This is a genomic window from Achromobacter sp. ACM04, from assembly GCF_014851465.1.
GTDB lineage: Bacteria > Pseudomonadota > Gammaproteobacteria > Burkholderiales > Burkholderiaceae_B > Achromobacter > Achromobacter aegrifaciens.
In genome coordinates this window covers 423,562-442,599 of sequence record NZ_JACUZS010000004.1, presented here as the reverse complement: position 1 = coordinate 442,599, position 19,038 = coordinate 423,562, and the positions used below count along the sequence as shown (strand labels likewise).

General features: G+C 66.0%; 19 protein-coding genes. 8 read left to right on the top strand and 11 right to left on the bottom strand.

Translation table 11 applies throughout. The annotated features are described in order from the left end of the window. Window position 1: 1 nt before the first annotated feature. Both gatA and gatC read right to left on the bottom strand, forming a co-directional pair. A complete protein-coding gene (gatA, locus tag IB259_RS23960; RefSeq protein WP_175162430.1) occupies window positions 2–1,537 on the bottom strand; it encodes an Asp-tRNA(Asn)/Glu-tRNA(Gln) amidotransferase subunit GatA in 1,536 nt (511 codons plus the stop codon). A 3-nt stretch (window positions 1,538–1,540) separates the two neighbouring features. Beyond that, window positions 1,541–1,849: an Asp-tRNA(Asn)/Glu-tRNA(Gln) amidotransferase subunit GatC gene (gene gatC, locus IB259_RS23955; RefSeq protein ID WP_054456891.1), complete on the bottom strand. Its 309-nt coding sequence runs from the start codon at window positions 1,847–1,849 to the stop codon at window positions 1,541–1,543. Between the two features lie 227 nt (window positions 1,850–2,076). On the opposite strand from gatC, the gene IB259_RS23950 reads away from it, so the two are divergent. The 5 genes from IB259_RS23950 (at window position 2,077) to rodA (ending at window position 7,719) form a co-directional block, all read left to right on the top strand. After that, the gene (locus tag IB259_RS23950) at window positions 2,077–3,120 is read left to right on the top strand and encodes a rod shape-determining protein (protein WP_006216320.1); all 1,044 of its coding nucleotides are present in this window, start codon (window positions 2,077–2,079) and stop codon (window positions 3,118–3,120) included. An 84-nt stretch (window positions 3,121–3,204) separates the two neighbouring features. Then, window positions 3,205–4,089 (top strand): rod shape-determining protein MreC, encoded by an 885-nt coding sequence (mreC, locus tag IB259_RS23945; protein WP_042796087.1) that lies wholly within the window; start codon window positions 3,205–3,207, stop codon window positions 4,087–4,089. After that, on the top strand, window positions 4,076–4,642 hold the full coding sequence (gene mreD, locus IB259_RS23940) for a rod shape-determining protein MreD (RefSeq protein WP_054456889.1): 567 nt from the start codon (window positions 4,076–4,078) through the stop codon (window positions 4,640–4,642). Before mreC ends, mreD begins: the two co-directional genes overlap by 14 nt. Before the next feature lie 15 nt (window positions 4,643–4,657). Next, window positions 4,658–6,583: a penicillin-binding protein 2 gene (gene mrdA, locus IB259_RS23935; RefSeq protein ID WP_054456887.1), complete on the top strand. Its 1,926-nt coding sequence runs from the start codon at window positions 4,658–4,660 to the stop codon at window positions 6,581–6,583. After that, window positions 6,583–7,719 (top strand): rod shape-determining protein RodA, encoded by a 1,137-nt coding sequence (rodA, locus tag IB259_RS23930; protein ID WP_054456885.1) that lies wholly within the window; start codon window positions 6,583–6,585, stop codon window positions 7,717–7,719. The genes mrdA and rodA overlap by 1 nt, the downstream gene beginning before the upstream one ends. Window positions 7,720–8,657: 938 nt before the next feature. Here rodA and IB259_RS23925 read toward each other — a convergent pair. From IB259_RS23925 to argB, 5 genes are all read right to left on the bottom strand, one after another. Then, window positions 8,658–9,710 carry an Ldh family oxidoreductase gene (locus tag IB259_RS23925; protein WP_192330263.1) on the bottom strand — a complete coding sequence of 351 codons (1,053 nt, stop codon included), beginning with the start codon at window positions 9,708–9,710 and terminating at the stop codon, window positions 8,658–8,660. 12 nt (window positions 9,711–9,722) lie between these two features. After that, window positions 9,723–11,216 carry a DASS family sodium-coupled anion symporter gene (locus IB259_RS23920; protein ID WP_054457779.1) on the bottom strand — a complete coding sequence of 498 codons (1,494 nt, stop codon included), beginning with the start codon at window positions 11,214–11,216 and terminating at the stop codon, window positions 9,723–9,725. A gap of 314 nt (window positions 11,217–11,530) precedes the next feature. Beyond that, on the bottom strand, window positions 11,531–12,106 hold the full coding sequence (gene slmA / locus IB259_RS23915; RefSeq protein WP_054457778.1) for a nucleoid occlusion factor SlmA: 576 nt from the start codon (window positions 12,104–12,106) through the stop codon (window positions 11,531–11,533). A 56-nt stretch (window positions 12,107–12,162) separates the two neighbouring features. Continuing rightward, window positions 12,163–12,909 (bottom strand): pyrimidine 5'-nucleotidase, encoded by a 747-nt coding sequence (locus tag IB259_RS23910; RefSeq protein WP_054457777.1) that lies wholly within the window; start codon window positions 12,907–12,909, stop codon window positions 12,163–12,165. Further along, complete coding sequence (gene argB / locus IB259_RS23905; RefSeq protein WP_013396740.1) at window positions 12,909–13,811, bottom strand: acetylglutamate kinase; 903 nt, start codon at window positions 13,809–13,811, stop codon at window positions 12,909–12,911. Before argB ends, IB259_RS23910 begins: the two co-directional genes overlap by 1 nt. Before the next feature lie 265 nt (window positions 13,812–14,076). Here argB and IB259_RS23900 point away from each other — a divergent pair, with 265 nt between their 5' ends. Beyond that, a complete protein-coding gene (locus IB259_RS23900) occupies window positions 14,077–14,865 on the top strand; it encodes a MetQ/NlpA family ABC transporter substrate-binding protein (RefSeq protein WP_054457776.1) in 789 nt (262 codons plus the stop codon). Between the two features lie 133 nt (window positions 14,866–14,998). Here IB259_RS23900 and IB259_RS23895 read toward each other — a convergent pair whose 3' ends face one another. From IB259_RS23895 to IB259_RS23880, 4 genes are all read right to left on the bottom strand, one after another. Then, the gene (locus IB259_RS23895; protein ID WP_054457775.1) at window positions 14,999–15,493 is read right to left on the bottom strand and encodes a peroxiredoxin; all 495 of its coding nucleotides are present in this window, start codon (window positions 15,491–15,493) and stop codon (window positions 14,999–15,001) included. Beyond that, window positions 15,490–16,230, bottom strand: coding sequence for a BON domain-containing protein (locus tag IB259_RS23890; protein WP_119450186.1), 741 nt, complete (start codon window positions 16,228–16,230; stop codon window positions 15,490–15,492). Before IB259_RS23890 ends, IB259_RS23895 begins: the two co-directional genes overlap by 4 nt. Continuing rightward, entirely contained in the window at window positions 16,227–16,820 is a 594-nt protein-coding gene (locus IB259_RS23885) for a phosphoheptose isomerase (protein ID WP_054457773.1), read from the bottom strand. The genes IB259_RS23890 and IB259_RS23885 overlap by 4 nt, the downstream gene beginning before the upstream one ends. Before the next feature lie 87 nt (window positions 16,821–16,907). Beyond that, window positions 16,908–17,390 (bottom strand): YraN family protein, encoded by a 483-nt coding sequence (locus IB259_RS23880; protein ID WP_119450187.1) that lies wholly within the window; start codon window positions 17,388–17,390, stop codon window positions 16,908–16,910. 66 nt (window positions 17,391–17,456) lie between these two features. Here IB259_RS23880 and rsmI point away from each other — a divergent pair, with 66 nt between their 5' ends. Both rsmI and IB259_RS23870 read left to right on the top strand, forming a co-directional pair. Further along, the gene (gene rsmI, locus IB259_RS23875) at window positions 17,457–18,392 is read left to right on the top strand and encodes a 16S rRNA (cytidine(1402)-2'-O)-methyltransferase (RefSeq protein ID WP_192330261.1); all 936 of its coding nucleotides are present in this window, start codon (window positions 17,457–17,459) and stop codon (window positions 18,390–18,392) included. A gap of 3 nt (window positions 18,393–18,395) precedes the next feature. Next, entirely contained in the window at window positions 18,396–18,980 is a 585-nt protein-coding gene (locus IB259_RS23870) for a methylated-DNA--[protein]-cysteine S-methyltransferase (protein WP_175182291.1), read from the top strand. The last annotated feature ends 58 nt before the right edge of the window (window positions 18,981–19,038 follow it).

Here is a 19,038-nt window from a genome sequence, read left to right as displayed (position 1 = left end):
CTCAGCCTTGCTGGACCGGGGCACGCGTGTGCCAGTCCGTCACTTGTTGGTAGCGGTCGGCGATGGCCAGCAGGCGGCCTTCGTCGAAATAGTTGCCGATGATCTGGAGACCCACCGGGCGCTGGTTGCCAGCGCCACCGAAGCCGCAGGGGATCGACATCGCAGGCAGGCCGGCCAGGCTCACGCCCAGCGTGTAGACGTCGGCCAGCCAGTCGGCCGTGGGATCGTCGCGGTTGTCGCCGATGTTCTTGGCCACCGTGGGCGTCACCGGCCCCATGATCACGTCGCACTGGTCGGCGTAGGCGCGCTGGAAGTCTTGCGCGATCATGCGGCGCAGGCGCTGCGCCTGCAGGTAGTAGGCGTCGTAGTAGCCGTGGGACAGCACGTAGGTGCCGATCAGGATGCGGCGCTTGACCTCGTCGCCGAAGCCTTCGGCGCGCGAGCGGCTGATCATTTCGTTCAGGTCGCCGTACTGGGCGGCGCGGTGGCCGTAGCGCACGCCGTCGTAGCGCGCGAGGTTGCTGGACGCTTCCGCGGGGGCGATGACGTAGTAGGCGGGAATGGCGAGTTCGGTGCGCGGCAGCGACACCGGCACGCGCACGGCGCCCAGGGCTTCGAATTGGACCAGCGCGGCCTCGACCGCGGCGGCCACGTCGGGCGCCAGGCCGGCGCCGAAGTACTCGGCGGGCACGCCGATGCGCAGGCCCTTCAACGGCTGGCTGCCGGCGGCGTCGAAACGGCCCTGGGCCGCCTCGAAGTCGCGCCGGACGCGGCCGGGCGCGTTGGCGGCGGCGTCGCATTTTTCCAGGCTGGTGGCGTCGCGCGGATCGAAGCCGCTGATGACGTCCAGCAGTTCGAGCAGGTCCCGGGCGCTTTCGGCCAGCGGGCCGGCCTGGTCCAGGCTGGAGCCGAAGGCCACCATGCCAAAGCGGGATACGGTGCCGTAGGTGGGCTTGATGCCGCTGACGCCGCACAGGGCGGCGGGCTGGCGCACCGAGCCGCCGGTGTCGGTGCCGGTAGCGGCCGCCACCAGGCGGGCGGCCACGGCGGCGGCCGAGCCGCCCGAGGAGCCGCCGGGCACGGCAGCGTGGTCCCAGGGGTTCTTGACCGCGCCGTAGGCGGAGTTCTCGTTGCCGGAACCCATGGCGAATTCGTCGCAGTTCAGCTTGCCGAGCGACACGGCGCCCGCTTCGCCCAGGCGTTCGACGACAGTGGCGTCGAACGGGCTGACGTAGCCTTCGAGCATCTTGCTGCCGGCGGTGGTGCGCCAGCCGCGGGTGACGAAGGCGTCCTTGTGGGCGATCGGGATGCCCGCCAGCGGGCCGGCCGAGCCGGACGCCAGCGCGGCGTCGGCGGCGCGAGCCTGGGCCAGCGTCAATTCGGCGTCAATATGTAAAAAGCAATTCAGGCCGCTGGCCGCTTCAGCGGCCGCCAGGCCGCTTTGGGCGAGCTCGACGGCGCTGATCTGGCGTTGCGCAAGGGCCGCGCGCAGGGCGGCGATCCCCTTGAATTGGGTGTGCAGAGCGGGTTTCGTCATGACTTAATCCAGGACCTTGGGAACCAGGAACAGGCCTTCCTGGGCGTCGGGGGCGTTGGCCAGCAGCTCCTCGCGGCGGGCCTCCGAGCTGGGTTCGGTCACGACATCTTCACGTAGGCGCAGCACGATGTCCTCATGGGCGGACAGCGGGTGAGCCAGGGGTTCGACCCCCTGGGTATCGACGGACTGGAGCCGTTCGATCAGGTGGAGGATGCCGTTGAGTTCGGCCTGCGCGACGGTGCGCTGGTCGGGGGTCAGTTCGATTCTGGCCAGCCGGGCAATGCGGGCCACATCTGTGTCATTGAGCGCCATGGGGGATTGCAAATCGATAAGCGAAGGCCGAGGGGCGGGACAGGGCAGTATGCATACGCCGAACCCGTTACAAAGCTTGAATAGCCTGCATTTATGCGCTATTTCCGGGGAAATTATAAGTTATGATTCACGGTTTAATCGCCGTGATGACAGGCGGACCCGTTGTTTTACGGGCCCTACGCCCCGCGGCATGTACCTCATTCCCCCCAGAATTTAGCTGAGCTCCCATGTTCGGATTCCTGCGCAGTTATTTTTCCAGCGATATGGCGATCGACCTCGGTACCGCCAACACGCTGATCTACGTCCGCGGCAAGGGCATCGTGCTCGATGAACCGTCCGTGGTCGCAATCCGTCATGAAGGCGGTCCCCACGGCAAGAAGATCATTCAAGCCGTCGGCCATGAAGCCAAGCAGATGCTTGGCCGCGTTCCCGGCAATATAGAAGCCATCCGGCCCATGAAGGACGGCGTCATTGCCGACTTCACGGTCACCGAGCAGATGCTCAAGCAGTTCATCCGCATGGTGCACCCCCGCAACATGCTGGCGCCCAGCCCGCGCATCATCGTTTGCGTGCCCTGCGGCTCCACCCAGGTCGAACGCCGCGCCATCCGTGAATCGGCCCTGGGCGCGGGCGCGTCCCACGTCTTCCTGATCGAAGAACCCATGGCCGCGGCCATCGGCGCCGGCCTGGCCGTGTCCGACGCCAGCGGCTCCATGGTGGTCGACATCGGCGGCGGCACCACGGAAGTGGCGGTCATCTCGCTGGGAGGCATGGTCTACAAGGGTTCCGTGCGCGTGGGCGGCGACAAGTTCGACGAAGCCATCGTCAACTACATCCGCCGCAACTACGGCATGCTGATCGGCGAACCCACCGCCGAACTGATCAAGAAGGAAATCGGCTCGGCGTTCCCGGGATCCGAAGTCCGCGAGATCGAGGTCAAGGGCCGCAACCTGGCCGAAGGCGTGCCGCGCAGCTTCACGGTCTCGTCCAACGAGATCCTGGAATCGCTGACCGACCCGCTGAACCAGATCGTCTCGGCCGTGAAGATCGCGCTGGAACAGACCCCGCCCGAACTGGGCGCCGACATCACCGACAAGGGCATCGCCCTGACCGGCGGCGGCGCGCTGCTGCGCGACCTGGACCGCCTGCTGCAGGAAGAGACCGGCCTGCCCGTCGTGGTCGCGGACGATCCGCTGACCTGCGTCGTGCGCGGTTGCGGCGAGGCGCTGGAACACCTTGAGAAACTGGGCGCCATCTTCATCAACGACTAATTTTGCCCGCCAGCCCGGAGCCCCGCTTTTTCACGGCTCCGGCCGCTGCCGGAGCGACGGACGCGGGCGTCCGGGCTGATATTCATGCAACGACAAGGGACTCCTCCCCTATTCAGGCGCGGCCCACCTGCGGAGGTGCGGCTGGTCGTTCTGGTCGTCCTTGCGTTGGCCCTGATCGTCATGGATTCGCAATGGCGCATGCTGGAACCGGCGCGCCGCGCAATGTCCGTCGCGCTATATCCCTTCCAACGCGCCGTCATGGCGCCGCGCGACCTCGTCCAGCAAGTGAACGAATGGGTCAACGCGGCCAATCTCATCCGTAGCGAAAACGAAGCCTTGCAGCGCCAGCGCATCGAGCTGGCCCAGGTGACCACGCATGGCGCCCAGCTGGCTGCCGAGAACTCGCAGTTGCGCCGGCTGCTCGGGGTAACCGATACCGTGGCGCAATCCGCGGTGGTGGTCGAGGTCATGTATGAACCCACCAACGCATTCACGCAGCGCCTGGTGTTCAACAAGGGCAGCAAGGCGGGGCTGGCCCCGGGCATGCCGGTGATCGACGAAGGCGGCGTGGTCGGGCAGATCGTGCGCGTCACGCCCATGACCGCCGAGGCGGCGCTGGTCACCGACGAACAGGTCTCCATCCCCGTGCAGCTGCTGCGCAACGGCCTGCGCCTGATTGCGTTCGGCGGCAACTCGCCCGGCAAGATGGAAGTTCGTTACCTTGCCGCCAACGCCGACATCAAGGAAGGCGATACCATCGTCACCAGCGGCGTCGGCGGGCTGTTCCCGGCAGGCCTGCCGGTGGCCAAGGTGACCTCGGTCGAACGCGACACTGCCTCCGGCTTCGCGCGCGCCGTATGCGAACCGCTGGCCCATCCCGAACGCTACCGCCACTTCCTGGTCTTGCAGGTCGATGTGGAGCGCGCCGAGTCCAACCGTCAGGAGGTCGATTCCGGTGGATCGGACTAATCAATCCTCGGGGCAGGCCGCGCGCCGCCTCGGCACCCCCAGCAACGTGCAGCCCGACCGGCTCTCCGGCCCGGCGCACGGCTTGTTCGTCTGGGCCACGGTGCTGGTGGCGTGGCTGGTGTCGCTGCTGCCCTGGCGCCTGTGGCAGGGCGCGCCCGACATCCTGCTGCTGATCATCGCCTTCTGGTGCGTGCATGAGCCGCGCCGCGTCGGCTTGTTCACCGCCTTCTTCTTTGGGCTGCTGATGGACGTGCACGACGCCGGCCTCTTGGGCGAGCACGCGCTGTCGTACACGCTGGTCGCCTACGGCGCGGTGGTGTTGCACCGCCGGCTGCAGCGCTTCGACCTCTGGAGCCAGGCCATGCACATGCTGCCTGTGTTCTTCATTGCCCGCTTCGTGACCCAGATCATCCATGCGTGGCTGGCCGGCAAATGGCCGGGTTGGGACTGGGGCATCAGCGTGCTCCTGACCACCGCCTTGTGGCCGCTGGCGGGCTGGGTTCTGCACTTGCCGCAGCGCGGTGTCGACGACGCTGAATCCTCCTCCGCCTGACGGCGGCGCCGCGTCATGTTCGAATTCAAGAAAACCGGCCAGCAGCAGAAGCAGCGTTTCCGCCTGCGCGCCTGGGTGGGCGGGCTGTTCGCGTTGGCCTGCTTCGGCGTGCTCATCGGCCGCTTCTGGTACCTGCAGGTCGACCGCTACGAGGGCCTGTCCGAGCGCGCCGACCGCAACCGCATCGCGGTCGTGCCCATCCCGCCGCGACGCGGCGAGATTCTGGACCGCAATGGCGAGGTGCTGGCGCGCAACTACCGCACCTATACGCTGGAGGTCGTGCCGGCACAGGCAGGGAACCTCAGCGCGCTGTTCGAACGCCTGACCGAAGTCGTGTACATCAGCCCGGCCGACCAGCGCCGCTTCAAGCGCCGCGCCGCCGAGTCCAGCCGCTACGCCAGCCTGCAGCTGCGCAATAACCTCAACGAAACCGAAGCCGCCTGGTTCGCCGCGCATTCGTTCCAGTTCCCGGGCGTGGAGCTGCGCGCGCGCTGGGTGCGCGAGTATCCGCAGGGCGTGTCGGCGGCCCACGTGGTCGGCTACATCGGCCGCATCGCCGAAGGCGATATCGAAGAACTGGACCGCGCCGGCCAGCTGGGCAACTATCGCGGCACCGACGTCATCGGCAAGAAGGGCATCGAAAAGACCTGGGAGGAGCAGCTGCACGGCCGCACCGGGCTGGAAGAAGTCGAAGTCACCGCAGGCGGACGCCCCATGCGCACGCTGCGCCGGATCGACCCGGTGCCGGGCTCCGATATCATGCTGTCCATCGACCTGGGGCTGCAGAAGGTGGCCGAAGCCGCATTCGAGGGGCAGCGCGGGGCGCTGGTCGCCATCGACCCCGATACCGGCGAGGTACTGGCCTTTGTCTCGCAGCCTTCCTACGACCCGAACCTGTTCGTGGACGGCATCGACGTGGACAATTGGCGCATGCTGAACGAATCGCCGGACCATCCCCTTATCAACCGGCCGCTGTACGGCACCTATCCCATCGGTTCCACCTACAAGCCCTTTGTGGGCCTGGCAGCGCTGGAACTGGGCAAGCGCCGCGCCACCGATCGCATCTCCGACCCCGGCTATTACGAATTCGGCGGCCAGAAATTCCGCAACGCCGGCGGCGCGGCCTATGGCATGACCGACATGCACAAGGCGATCGTGGTGTCGTCCGACACCTATTTCTATTCGCTGGGTCCGGAAATCGGCGTGAACGCGCTGCATGATTTCGCCAAGCAGTTCGGCTTCGGCCAGATCACCGGCATCGACCTGGAAGGCGAAAAGCGCGGCGTGCTGCCTTCGACCGACTGGAAACGCTCGGCCTACAAGGACAAGGACCGCCAGCGCTGGTACGCGGGCGAAACGATTTCGGTGGCGGTGGGTCAGGGCTACAACGCATTCACGCTGTTGCAGCTGGCGCAGGGCACGTCCACCCTGGCCAACAACGGCCTGTACCGCCGCCCGCACCTGGTGCACGCGGTGCGCGATCCGCGCAGCGGCGTGGCCAAGGCCACCGAGTCCGCGCCCGACTACCGCATTCCCCTCAAGCAGGCCAATGTGGATGTGATCAAGAACGCCATGGCGGATGTGGTGCGCGCCGGTACGGCGCGGCGCGCGTTCGCCAATACAGCCTACCAGGCGGCCGGCAAGACCGGCACCGCGCAGGTGTTCAGCCTGCGCGGCGGCCATTACCGCGCCAGCGCCATCGACGAACGCCTGCGCGACCACGCCTTGTTCATGGGCTTTGCACCGCTTGAGCATCCGCGCATCGCGGTGGCGCTCATCGTCGAGAACGCCGGCTGGGGCGCGAGCGTCGCCGCTCCGGTCGCGCGCAAGGTGTTCGACTATTGGCTGGCCAAGGACCGTCAGGACAAGATCGTGCGGCCCGAGCGCGCCGACCCCCTGGCCTCGGTCGAGGAAATCGCTTCCGACGTGGTGCGCCGATAATGAAACGCCTGGGCCTTATCCTGCTACGTGTGTTCACGGCCTTCGATTGGCCGCTGCTGGCGATCCTGTTGATGTTCGCCGCGCTGGGCATGACGGTCATGCATTCCGCGGTGGGCGGCACGGACTGGCGCTTCGCCGAACAGTCGCGCAATTTCATCATCGCCTTCTTTGCCATGTGGACCATGGCCCTGATTCCGCCGAAGTGGCTGATGAAGCTGGCCTTGCCCTTCTACGTGGTGGGGGTGGTGCTGCTGCTGGGCGTGGAGTTCTTCGGCGAAACCAGCAAGGGCGCGACCCGCTGGCTGAACCTGGGCGTGACCCGCATCCAGCCTTCCGAGATGATGAAGATCGCCGTGCCCATGATGCTGGCCTGGTACTTCCAGCGCCACGAAGGCGCCGTCCGCATCCGCGACTTCCTGGCCGCCGCCGCCATGCTGGCCGCGCCTTTCGCCCTGATCGTGCTGCAGCCCGACCTGGGGACGGCGCTGCTGGTGTTTGGCGCCGGCTTCTTCGTGATCTATTTCGCGGGCCTGTCTTTCAAGCTGCTGGTGCCGGTAATGCTGGCGGGCATCATCGGCATAGGCACGCTGATCTACTACGAAGACCAGTTATGCGAGCCCGACGTGGACTGGGTGGTGCTGCACGACTACCAGAAGCACCGGGTGTGCACGCTGCTCAACCCCAGTTCCGATCCGCTGGGCAAGGGCTTCCATACGATCCAGTCGATGATCGCGGTGGGCTCGGGCGGGGTGTACGGCAAGGGCTACATGAAGGGCACGCAGACGCACCTGGACTTCATCCCCGAACGCACCACCGACTTCATCTTCGCGGTGTACGCGGAAGAATTCGGACTCTACGGCGGCATCGCCATGCTGGTGCTGTATGGCCTGATGATGGCGCGAGGACTGACGATCGCGTCACGGGCATCGTCGCAGTTCGGCAGGTTGCTGGTCGGGGCGCTGACGATGATGCTGTTCATCTATGTATTCGTGAACGTGGGGATGGTGACGGGGATTCTGCCTGTGGTGGGGGTGCCGTTGCCGTTCATGAGCTATGGGGGGACGGCTTTGTTCACCATGGGGATTGCGTTTGGGATCATGATGAGTGTTAGTCGGCATCGGTCGGTTAAGACTTGATCTTTTTGGCGGCTGCGCGTTCTTCGTAGGTCGCCCGTAGGCGCGGGCGGCGTGGCGGCTCGCGCCCACGATTGCGGTCCGGAGCGTTCGCTCCGGACTTCCCCATCCTCATCCTCGTCACCGCCTGCGGCGGTTCCTTCGGATTCCGTCGGGCGCATCGAGGTTGCGAGCCGCCACGCCGCCCGCGCCTACGGGCTACGTACGTCTTGGGTCGCTGCGCTGCTAGATCCGTGATCGGTGACGAGTCTTGCGTTGCCCGTAGCTTACGGCCGCGCGGGCGGCCGTAAGCTACATACGTGGTTTTGGGCGTCGTGGCGATGGTCGCTTGCGCGTTTGCGGAGCGTGGTTTGCTAGTGGCCGCTCATCATTGGGGTGGGGCGGTGATGGGTGGTGCGCGGCAGGCAGCGGCTTGCGCTTGAGGATTTTCTCGCGCGCACCACCCATCCGGCACCGTGGCTTAGCGGTCGGTGATGATCAACGGCCTGGTGACGTTCGGTGATGAGCAGCACCCTTGAGGCGTTAACGCTGATGGGTGTCTCACACGCGCGCAGCGTCATTCTCAACCGTAAGACACCGCGGAAGCCTCGGAAGGCCGCCCGGGCGGCCGGCCCGAGGCGAGCCCCGCAAGATCCACCGCCATACCCCACCCGTTGCTAGAAAGCCAAGCACACAGCTCGCCCCAGCTGAGGCCGAATTGCAGTTGAACGAGCCCGTCGCGTCGGCGGCCCGCCATGCGCGGGGCGTCGATAAGCCCGACGGAATCCGAAGGAACCGCCGCAGGCGGTGACGAGGATGAGGATGGGGCAGTCCGGAGCGAAGGCTCCGGACCGCAATCGTTGCCCCGCGCATGGCGGGCCGCCGATGCGACGGGCGTCTTAAGAACCCAAAACGCCCGAAAGCAAGCAAATAAACGTTACCCGCAAGAACCGCCTACAACCTCAAGCAGGCAACGCCTCAGGCACCCCAAGGTCGACCGCCAGCTTGGTAAGACCATCCCAAATCCGGCTATCGAACGTCAGCGTATCCTCGTTAAGCGCCCGGTTGCGAGCTTCGTACTCGCCCGGATACTGCACGCCTTCGACGCCCGGTTGCGGCTTGCAGGCGTGCAGGTAGTCGATGAACGCACCCACCTCCATCGACCGCCAATCCGTATTGAAGTCCACCTGCGGATCCAGCAGCAGCGCGAACATGTTGTTCGTGGCCACGCCGGTGCGTGGATGCTGCGGCTGGATCGTGCCGCCGCCAGACAGCACGCCGGCCAGCAGTTCGGCCACCAGACCCAGGGCATAGCCCTTGTGGCCGCCGAACGGCAGCAGCGCGCCGGGCGGGTCGGTGAACAGCGCGTTGGGATCCGTGGTCGGATTGCCCTGGGCGTCGATCAGCGAGCCCGCGGGCGCTTCCTCGCCCTTGGCGGCCAGCACCCGCGCCTTGTTGACGGCGATCGAGCTGGTGGCCATGTCCACCAGGAACGGCGGACGGCCGCCCGGCAGCGGGCCGGCGAAGCACAGCGGGTTGGTGGTCAGGCAGGCCTGCGCGCCGCCGAAAGGCGCCACGGTCGGCGAGCGGTTGATCACGTTGGTGAAAGCCAGCAGGATCAGGCCCTTGCCCGCCACCATTTCCCCGTAGTGGCCCATGCGGCCCAGGTGATGGCTGTGACGCAGGGTCAGGATGCACTGGCCGTGCTCCTGCGTGCGCTCGATGGCCTTCTCGATGACGACCTTGCCGACATACTGGCCCAGCCCGTGGTGGCCGTCGTAGGCCAGCATTGCGCCGCGGTCGTTGACCAGTTCGGGCCGGCCGTCGGCCTGGGCCAGGCCCTCGGACAGCACGCGCCGGTAGTTCGTCAGGATGGACAGGCCGTGGCTGGTGTAGCCCACCCGGTCGGACTCGACCAGGTGCTCGGCCACGTCGCGGGCGATGTCCTCGGGCACGCCTTGGGCCATCAGCACGCGGCGGCCGTATTCATTGGCTTGGGCGATCGAAATCTTCATGACGCGCCCTCCTTACAGCCAGCCCAGCCAGCGCCAGTAGGTCATGCCCATCAGCAGCATCAGCAGGTAGCCGACGATGGTGACGATGATGCCGACCTTGGCGAACTGCTTGGCGTTGAAGGTCTCCGTTCCCAGGCACACCATGTTCTGCGGCGCGTTGATGGGCAGGATGAAACCGTAGCTGACGACAAAGCCCAGCAGCATGGTCATGCCCAGGCGGCTGAATTCGCCCGGCAGCGTGGCCAGCACCGAGATCAGGATCGGCAGCATGGCCGAGGTCAGCGCGGTGGCGCTGGCGAAACCCAGGTGGATGACAATGAGGAAGGCGGCCAGGATCGCGAAGATCGCCAGCGGTCCGAGGTGGTCCAGTCCGGTGTGCGCCACGACCTGGTTGCCCAGCCATTGGCCAGCCTGGGTCGTCAGCAGGGCGGTGCCCAGGCTGATACCGACGCCGAACACGATCACGGTGCCCCATGGGATGCGCGATTGCACGTCTTTCCACGTCATCACGCCAAAGCGCGGCAGCAGCAGCAGGACCAGGCCGAAGTAGGTGGTGGAAGTGGTGTCGAACTTGTGCAGCTTGCCTTCGGTCGACCAGAACAGCAGCAGCATCAGCGACACGGCCATCAGGCGTTTTTGCGCGCCGGTCATGGGGCCCAGTTCAAGCAGCGACTTCTCGACGGCTTCCTTGCCTCCCGCGATGCTGTCGCTTTCCGGCGGCAGCAGCTTGAGCACGATGATGATCAGCACGGCCGACATGATCAGCGACCAGGGGGCGCCAGCGATCAGCCAGTCCGACCATGCCACGCGTTCGCCCAGCATCTTTTCCATGAAGCCGACGGTCAGCAGGTTCTGCGCGGCGGCGGTCTGGATGCCGACGTTCCAGATGCTGGTGGCCTGCGCCACGATGATCATGATGCCGGCGGCGATGTTGGAACGCTTGTCCACGCCGAAGGCTGCGATGACGCCCATCATGATGGGCACCACGGCCGCGCTGCGCGCGGTGGCGCTGGGCACCACGAGGCTCAGCACGATGGTCACGGCGATACATCCGATCAGGATGCGGCGCGTGCTGGTGCCCACCTTGGCCAGCGTCACCAGGGCGATGCGCCGGTCCAGCCCGGTGAAGGTCATGGCGGCCGCAATGAACAAGGCGCCGGTGACCAGCGCCAGCGCCGAGTTCGCGAAGCCGGTCAGCGCCATGCTGATCGCGGCCGAGGTGCCATAAACCACTTGCGGGTCTTTGATTGTCGGAGCCGTGCCCAGCAGGAAGGCCATCAGCGTCGTGATCATGATCGCGCTGGCTTCGTAGGACACGGCTTCGGTAATCCAGACCACCACTGCGAATGCCAGGATGGCGAGCATCCGGTGACCCGCGACGGGCAGGTCGGCGGGCAAAGGCATCATCAGCACGCCGATCATCACTAGGACGCCGGCGATGAGTCCGATTGGAATTTTGGTTTTCTTTGGGGCTTGCGAGGCAGGGACGGCGGCTTGCGCGGTCATATCCATCTCCGGTTGAGGTCAAACTGCCGACACACCGCCCCGCGAGCAACGGGATAGGTCAAATCGGTGTGTCGACGCTACAGCATGATCGTGACGGCATTGCGGAAAACCCGTATTGATACTGATCAAGCCTGTGGAGATTTGGGCTTGTGGAAAACCTCTGACGGGCATTATGCTCGTCGCCCCGCGCCGCCGGCAAGCGGAGATTGTTGCATGGAACAATGCAAATGGGCAGAAATAGAGACGGATGGAAAATTAATTAGATCGTTTCACGATACTAATTCGCGCCAGAGCCGGCAGGCAGCCCCGGCCGCTCAGCCCAGCGCCAGGCGCAGCTGCTCGTCCAGATGCAGCGTGGGCGCGATGCGCCAGCCGCTCTGCGCGTAACGCAGCCAGCGGCCCAGCACCAGATGCGTCAGCAGGCTGGCGTGCGCCGCCACATTGGCCTGCGGCGGCAGGCCGCCATCGGTGACCGCGATGCGCAGCGATTGCTTCAACGACGCCTCGATGCGGTCGTTGATGTGGTTGATGCGTTCCTGCAGGCGGTTGTCTTCCGTGACCAGCGCATCGCCGGTCAGCACGCGCGTCATGCCCTTGTTGCGTTCCGAGAAGGTCAGCAGCATGGAGACGGTCTGGTGGGCCTGGGTCAGGCCTTGGGGCTCGGCGATGGCGATCTGGTTCACCAGCGTGAAGATGCTGGTTTCGATGAATTCGATCAGCCCTTCGAACATCTGCGCCTTGCTGGCGAAGTGCCGGTACAACGCGGCTTCAGAGACTTCCAGGCGCGCGGCGAGGGCCGCCGTGGTGATGCGGGAGGCGTGCGGCTGCTCCAGCATCTCGGCCAGGGTTTGCAGAATCTGGGTCTTGCGCTCGCCGGGTTTGCTCGCCATGGAAGGGTCTGCTCTCGCGCAGGCTTGACGGTGAAGGGGAGGGGAGGAGCGCGCCGCTATCCCCGCAAGGGGCGTCGGCGTAACAGCAAATCACTGACGGAGTTTACCCGCAAGTCGACATAGGCCGGCCGCTGCGAACGGCCGCGGGCGAACGGCGTGCCGGGGTGATACACGTGCACCGTGCGCAGCCCTGCCTGGCGCGCGCCGCGCAGATTGGCCAAGGTGTCTTCCACCAGCACCGCGTTGCGCGCCTGCACGCCTTCGCGGGCCAGCACGTGGCGCAGCAGGGTGGGCGAAGGCTTGGGCCGGAACTCGCCGTGCAGCCGCATGTGCTCGATGGCCCAGAGGCTGTCGAACTGGCGCAGGATGCCCAGGCGCGCGAGCACCGCACGCGCATAGTGCAGCGGCGCGTTGGTCAGCAGCACCTTGCGGCCCGGCAGTCGGCTCAGCTTGTAGGCCAGCGCCTTTTCCGCGCGCACCAGGGGGCCGACGTCGAAGTCATGGCTGCGGTGCAGGAAATCATGGGGGTCCACGCCGTGATGGCGCACCATGCCTATCATGGTGGCGCCGTAGCGTTTCCAGTACTGCGAGCGCAGGTGGTTGGCAGTGTCGATGTCGACGTTCAGCGCCTCGACCACGGCCATGGTCATGCCGTGGTCGATCTTCGGGAAGATGGCGTGCGAGGTGTCGTGGAGCGTGTTGTCCAGGTCGAACAGCCACAGGCGTTCGGAATCGCCCGTGGCCGCGCGGCGCGAGCGGCGCACGCGCACCGCCGGCCGCAACAGGTAACGCTGTGCCCGCATCAGTGCGAGCTGATCATCGTGCCCACGCCCTGGTCGGTCAGGATTTCCAGCAGCAGGCAGTGCGGCACGCGGCCGTCGACGATGTGCACGGAGTTCACGCCGTTCTTGGCGGCGTCCAGCGCGGACGAGATCTTGGGCAGCATGCCGCCGGAGATCGTGCCGTCGGCGAAAAGTTCGTCGATGGTCTGGGCCGACAGGCTGCGCAAGAGCTTGCCGCCCTTGTCCAGCACCCCCGGGGTGTTGGTCAGCATCAGCAGCTTTTCAGCGCCCAGCACTTCCGCCATCTTGCCGGCGACGACGTCGGCGTTGATGTTGTAGGCCGTGCCGTCCTCGCCATAGCCGATGGGCGAGATGACGGGGATGAACTGGTCGTCCTGCAGCGCCTTGACCACGGCCGGCTCGACCATGGTGATGTCGCCGACGAAACCGATGTCGATGGGTTCGGACGGATTGTCCTTGTTGGCCATCAGCTTCTTCTGGGCCTGGATCAGTCCGCCGTCCTTGCCGGTCAGGCCCACGGCCTTGCCGCCGACCTCGTTGATCATCATGACGATGTCCTGCTGGACCTGGCCGCCCAGCACCCATTCGACCACTTCCATGGTCTCGGCGTCGGTGACGCGCATGCCCTGGATGAAGGTGCCTTGCTTGCCGATGCGGCGCAGCGCGTCGTCGATCTGCGGACCGCCGCCGTGCACCACCACCGGATTCAGACCCACCAGCTTCAGCAGCACGACATCATGCGCGAAGCTGCGCTGCAGACGTTCTTCCGTCATGGCGTTGCCGCCGTACTTGACCACGATGGTCTTGCCGTGAAATCGTCGGATATACGGCAGTGCTTCAGACAGCACAGCGGCTTTGACAGCAGGAGACGAAACGGCAGCAGGGTCGGGGGTGTCGGTCATGGCAGCTAAGTCGGCAAATATACGTATGAGTGGTTAGAAAAAATGCCTGCACAAAAACGCGTTCGGGACGCGGTAGCGCAAGCATACGACGGATTGTAGTACCCACAGGTTTCTTATGCTTTAAACCCATGTTCATATGCCCGACAAATAACCGGCATTCAGGTAAATTGGGGGCGATTTCGCAACGGCCGGCCCCGCAAAAGGGGGCCGGGCCACACCGGCAGGGGCATCGGCCCCGATTTTTTACCCATAAAAGAGGCAACACATGCGTTTGAACTTTGTCCGGTCCGCTCTGGCGGCGTCGGTGTTCCTGGTGGCGGCGAACGCCGCCCATGCCGAAAAAGTGGTGGTGGGCGCGACCCAGGTCCCCCATGCCGAGATCCTGGAAGTGGTGAAGCCGCAACTGGCCAAGGAAGGCGTGGAGCTCGACATCAAGGTGTTCAGCGACTACGTGCAGCCCAACCTGCAACTGGCGGATAAGCAGCTGGATGCCAACTTCTTCCAGCACAAGCCCTATCTGGATTCCTTCAACAAGGACCGCAAGGCCACGCTGGTGCCGGTGGCGCTGGTGCACGTCGAGCCCTTCGGCGGCTATTCCAAGAAGATCAAGAGCCTGTCCGAGCTCAAGGACGGCGCGACCGTCGCGATCCCGAACGATCCCTCCAACGGCGGCCGCGCGCTGGTGTTGCTGCAGAAGCAGGGCGTGATCAAGCTGAAGGATCCGTCCAACATCCTGGCGACGGCCGCGGACGTGGTCGAGAACCCCAAGAAGCTGAAGTTCCGCGAACTGGAAGCCGCCATGCTGCCGCGCTCGCTGGACGACGTGGACCTGGCGCTGATCAACACCAACTACGCGCTGGAGGCCGGCCTGGTCCCGACCAAGGACGCCCTCTTCATCGAAGGCTCGGATTCGCCCTACGCCAACATCCTGGTGACCCGCGCGGACAACAAGGACGCGCCCGGCATCAAGAAGCTGGTGCAGGCCCTGCACACGCCCGAGGTGAAGAAGTTCATCCAGGACAAGTACAAGGGCGCCGTGGTTCCGGCGTTCTGATTCCGGCCCGCCGTGGCCTGATCTGGAAACCGCCCATCGGGCGGTTTTTCTTTTGGGCGCCGTCGCGAAGGGGCCGGTTGCCGGGCGAAAAAAAACCGCCCTGTCGGGGCGGTCCTTTGTGGGGCTGCGGCGCTCAGCCCGCCGCCAGGGCCTTTTCCACGGTGGCATGGAATTCCGCCACGTCGTATTCGCCCAGGTAGCGCTTGATGATGCGGCCTTGCTTGTCGATCAGGAAGGCCGTGGGCGTGAGGCGGATGTCGCCGAAGGCCCGGGCAATGTCGCCCTTGGTGTCCAGGGCCACCGGGAAGGGCAGCTTGCGCGTTTCGGCGAAGTTCAGCACGAAGTTGGGCGGGTCGTAGTTCATGGCGACCGCGACCGCCTGGTAGCCTTTGGCGGCGTACTCGTTGTAGGCCGAGATGGTTTCCGGCATCTGCTTCACACAGGTCACGCAACTGGTGGCCCAGAACTTGACCAGCACGACCTTGCCGCGCAGGTCCTGCATCGAGAAGGTCTTGCCTTCCAGCGTGGTGAAGGTGACGTCGGGCGCGGTCTGGGCGGGGCGCATGACGAACCAGGCGCCGATGCCGACCGCCACCAGGACGGCCAACGCGATGATGGCTTTCTTCATTTGATGGGCATGGCCTCTACGCCGCTGCTGGTGCCGGCCGCGTTATCGCTGCTTGCGCCGGCGCCGCTTTCGATGGGCGCTTTGGTTTCCGTGGAAGTGTTGGACTTGGAACCGGTATTCGACAGCCGGATGGCTTCCTCGCGGCTGATCGTCTCGAACAGTTTAACCACCTTGGCCACGCCGCCGACGTCGGCGGTGGCGTTGGCGGCATATTCGCCTTCGGCCTGCGTCACCTTGCCCATCAGGTAGACCACGCTGTGGTCGGTGGTGACCGCGATGGTGCCGGACGGCACGTACTTGGTGTTGAGCAGGGCGGTCTTGACCTTGGAGGTCAGCCAGGTGTCGTTGGAGCGCGTGCCGAACGAGGCGATGGGGCCGACGTTCAACTGGTTGATGACCTGTTTGACGTTTTCCACGCCCTGGGCGATTGCGGTGGCCTGGTTCTTGGCTTCTTCGGTGGGCACGTCACCGGTCAGCAGCAGGTGGCCGCCGTAGGCCATGGCATTGACGCGGGCGGTGTCGCCCAGCTTCTGCGAGATCTGGCTCTGCGCCTTGAACGCCATGTTCTGGTCTTCGAGCTGGATGCCGGAGGTGCGGCGGTCCGTCACGACGACCGCGGTGGTGGCGGCCGCGCCGCCCACGATCAGGGGCGCGCAGGCCGACAGCGAGAGCGCGGCGGTGGAGAGCGCCGCGGCGAGCATCAACGGGCGGACTGCGGTACGGACGTCAGAAATCATTCGGTGTCTCCAAGCAGAAGAGCGTCAATGCCGTCGCACAGCGCGTGCAGCAGCAGAATATGGACTTCCTGGATGCGCATCGTGCGATCGCTGGGAACACATAGATGGACGTCCATCGGCGTAATGAGTTCCCCCATCACGCCACCGCCCTTGCCCGTCAGGGCAAGCACGTGCATTTCGCGGGCGCTGGCGGCTTCCATGGCGCGCACCACGTTGGGGGAATTGCCGCTGGTGGATATGGCTACCAGCACGTCGCCGGCCTGGCCGAAGGCGTTGACCTGGCGTTCGAAGATCTCGTCGAAGCCGTAATCGTTGCCCACCGCGGTGAGGATCGAGGTGTCGGTGTTGAGGGCGATGCCGGCCAGGGGCAGGCGTTCGCGTTCAAAGCGGCCCACCAGTTCGGCGATGAAATGTTGCGCATCGGCGGCCGAGCCGCCATTGCCGCAAGCCAGAATCTTGCCGTTGTTTGCCAGGGCGCCGAACAGCACGTCCACCGCCACTGCCAGCGGCTCGGCCAGGACGTTCATGCTTTGTTCGCACGCAGCCATGGCGTCGCGAAAGTGCGACGTCATACGAGAGGTCATATCCATGGGCGCGATTATCTCACGGGGCCGAGGCGTGGTTCTGTCCAGGCGTAACGACTGTTAGGCAGGTCGTTACCGGGGGAGGGGCGGACTTCAGGCCTGCCAGAATGCGCCGCGCAGCCACTGGGGATCGCCGGCGTCGAAGACCACCGCGTCAAAGCGCGCCGCCGGCAGTCTGCCGCGCCAGTGGCGCCGGGCCAGCTCCGGCAGCCAGTGGGCCGCGGCGCGGGCCAGCCGGGCCTGCTTGTCCGGCCCGATGCTGGCCGCGGCGCCACCGTAGCGGCTGGGCCCACGCGATCGGACCTCGACGAACACCAGCGTGTCGCCGTCGCGCATGGCCAGGTCGATCTCGCCGGCGCGGGTCTGCAGATTGCGCGCCAGCAGGACCAGGCCGCGCGACTGTAGCAGGCGCAAGGCGGCGTCCTCGTGGTGGTCGCCCTTGCGCTGGGCGGGCGAGCGCCGTGGCGGCGGACGATCCGCGGGCGCTGCGCGGGAGGAACGGCGCCGGCGCCTGGCGGCGCGGCGGCGGGCCGCCAGGGCCAGTTCGCAGGCCAGTCGCAAGGTGTCGTCCGTCATGGGTGCTCCGGAAGTGGCGGGCATAGGCGGCTACACTGACATGGTTTCCCGTGTCTGTAGGCTGCAATGAATCAAAATGTCTCACCTCCCCCTGCCGGAGATGCCTGGTCCCGCGTTTCTGAACGCGTGGCGGGGCAGCATTGGCCTGCCTCGACGCTGTATGTCGTGGCCACGCCGATCGGCAACCTGGGCGACCTGGGGCTGCGCGCCTGGCACGCTTTGCAGCGGGCCGACGTGATCGCCGCCGAAGACACGCGCGCCAGCCGCGCCCTGCTGGACGCCTGGGGCGTGGGCACGCCGCTCATGGCCGCCCACCGCCACAATGAAGCCGCCGCGGCCCAGGCCATCTGCGAACGGTTGGCCCAGGGCCAGCGCGTGGCGCTGGTATCGGACGCCGGCGCACCCGCCGTCAGCGATCCGGGCGCACGCATCGTGCGTGCCGTGCGTGAAGCCGGCTTCGGCGTGGTGCCAGTGCCGGGTCCCAGCGCGGTCATCGCCGCGCTGATGGGTAGCGGCGTCACCACCGACGAAAACCCGGGCTATGCCTTTGCCGGATTTACGCCGCCCAAGGCGGCAGCGCGCCAGCGCTGGCTGCGCACCTGGTGCGCCTTGCCCGCGCCGGTCGTCATGTTCGAATCGCCGCATCGGCTCGCGGCTACGCTGGCCGACCTGCTGGAAGTGTGCGGTCCGGACCGGCTCCTGACCGTGGCGCGCGAACTGACCAAGCGCTTCGAAGAGATCGCGACCTTCCCGATGGGCGAGGGCGCAGCCTGGCTGGCCGCGGATACGCACCGCGAGCAGGGTGAATTCGTGCTGATCGCGCACGCGCCCGCTGAACAGGAAGCGGATGAAGAAGCCGATCCGCGCACCGATGCGCTGCTGGACGCCTTGCTGGAGTCGCTGTCGCTGCGCGATGCCGCGCGCGTGGCCGCCAAGGTTTCCGGCCTGCCGCGGGACGTGCTGTACAACCGGGCGCTGGCCCGCAAGAAATCGGCGGAGTAAGACATGGTGTATTCGACTATCGTGTCCAACAAGCCCGCGGATCCCGACGAACGCCTGGTCTATCGCGACATTCCTACGCCGCTGGGCGACATGCGCCTGGTCGCCAGTCCCAAGGGCCTGCGCGGCGCCTGGTTCACCGACCAGGAACTGCTGCCCGCGGCGGATGGCTGGATTCTCACGGACTCGGATCCCATCCTGGAGCAGGCGCGCCGCGAACTGGAAGAATGGTTCGCGGGCCAGCGCCGCGTCTTCGACGTGGCGCTGGACCCCGTCGGCACCACTTTCCAGCACCAGGTCTGGCACGCCCTGTGCGATCTGGAGTTCGGGGTGCTGGCCAGCTACGGCGATCTGGCGCGCACCGTGGGGCGGCCCAAGGGCGCGCAGGCGGTCGGCGGCGCCGTCGGGCGCAATCCGATCAGCATCATCATTCCCTGCCATCGTGTGATTGGGGCCGACACCTCGCTGACCGGCTTCGGCGGCGGCCTGCCGCGCAAGCAGGCCTTGCTGGCGCATGAAGGCAATCGCTACCGCAGCCGCAGCGCTAGCGCGCGCCGCGTGTGCGACGGGCAGGCCGAACTGCCTTGGTAGGCGGGCAGCCTCGATAGGTCTTGAGGCTGACTTTTGAGGCTTGCTACTGCCAAGGCTT

What these genes read in the sequence shown, in the direction of transcription:
- IB259_RS23925 (WP_192330263.1), bottom strand. Translation starts at nt 9,710, where the DNA reads ATGAAGATTTCGATCGCCCAAGCCAATGAATACGGCCGCCGCGTGCTG.
- IB259_RS23920 (WP_054457779.1), bottom strand. Translation starts at nt 11,216, where the DNA reads ATGACCGCGCAAGCCGCCGTCCCTGCCTCGCAAGCCCCAAAGAAAACC.
- IB259_RS23890 (WP_119450186.1), bottom strand. Translation starts at nt 16,230, where the DNA reads ATGATTTCTGACGTCCGTACCGCAGTCCGCCCGTTGATGCTCGCCGCG.
- gatC (WP_054456891.1), bottom strand. Translation starts at nt 1,849, where the DNA reads ATGGCGCTCAATGACACAGATGTGGCCCGCATTGCCCGGCTGGCCAGA.
- IB259_RS23880 (WP_119450187.1), bottom strand. Translation starts at nt 17,390, where the DNA reads ATGACGGACGACACCTTGCGACTGGCCTGCGAACTGGCCCTGGCGGCC.
- rodA (WP_054456885.1), top strand. Translation starts at nt 6,583, where the DNA reads ATGAAACGCCTGGGCCTTATCCTGCTACGTGTGTTCACGGCCTTCGAT.
- rsmI (WP_192330261.1), top strand. Translation starts at nt 17,457, where the DNA reads ATGAATCAAAATGTCTCACCTCCCCCTGCCGGAGATGCCTGGTCCCGC.
- mreC (WP_042796087.1), top strand. Translation starts at nt 3,205, where the DNA reads ATGCAACGACAAGGGACTCCTCCCCTATTCAGGCGCGGCCCACCTGCG.
- slmA (WP_054457778.1), bottom strand. Translation starts at nt 12,106, where the DNA reads ATGGCGAGCAAACCCGGCGAGCGCAAGACCCAGATTCTGCAAACCCTG.
- IB259_RS23900 (WP_054457776.1), top strand. Translation starts at nt 14,077, where the DNA reads ATGCGTTTGAACTTTGTCCGGTCCGCTCTGGCGGCGTCGGTGTTCCTG.
- mrdA (WP_054456887.1), top strand. Translation starts at nt 4,658, where the DNA reads ATGTTCGAATTCAAGAAAACCGGCCAGCAGCAGAAGCAGCGTTTCCGC.
- IB259_RS23895 (WP_054457775.1), bottom strand. Translation starts at nt 15,493, where the DNA reads ATGAAGAAAGCCATCATCGCGTTGGCCGTCCTGGTGGCGGTCGGCATC.
- IB259_RS23950 (WP_006216320.1), top strand. Translation starts at nt 2,077, where the DNA reads ATGTTCGGATTCCTGCGCAGTTATTTTTCCAGCGATATGGCGATCGAC.
- IB259_RS23870 (WP_175182291.1), top strand. Translation starts at nt 18,396, where the DNA reads ATGGTGTATTCGACTATCGTGTCCAACAAGCCCGCGGATCCCGACGAA.
- IB259_RS23910 (WP_054457777.1), bottom strand. Translation starts at nt 12,909, where the DNA reads ATGCGGGCACAGCGTTACCTGTTGCGGCCGGCGGTGCGCGTGCGCCGC.
- argB (WP_013396740.1), bottom strand. Translation starts at nt 13,811, where the DNA reads ATGACCGACACCCCCGACCCTGCTGCCGTTTCGTCTCCTGCTGTCAAA.
- gatA (WP_175162430.1), bottom strand. Translation starts at nt 1,537, where the DNA reads ATGACGAAACCCGCTCTGCACACCCAATTCAAGGGGATCGCCGCCCTG.
- IB259_RS23885 (WP_054457773.1), bottom strand. Translation starts at nt 16,820, where the DNA reads ATGGATATGACCTCTCGTATGACGTCGCACTTTCGCGACGCCATGGCT.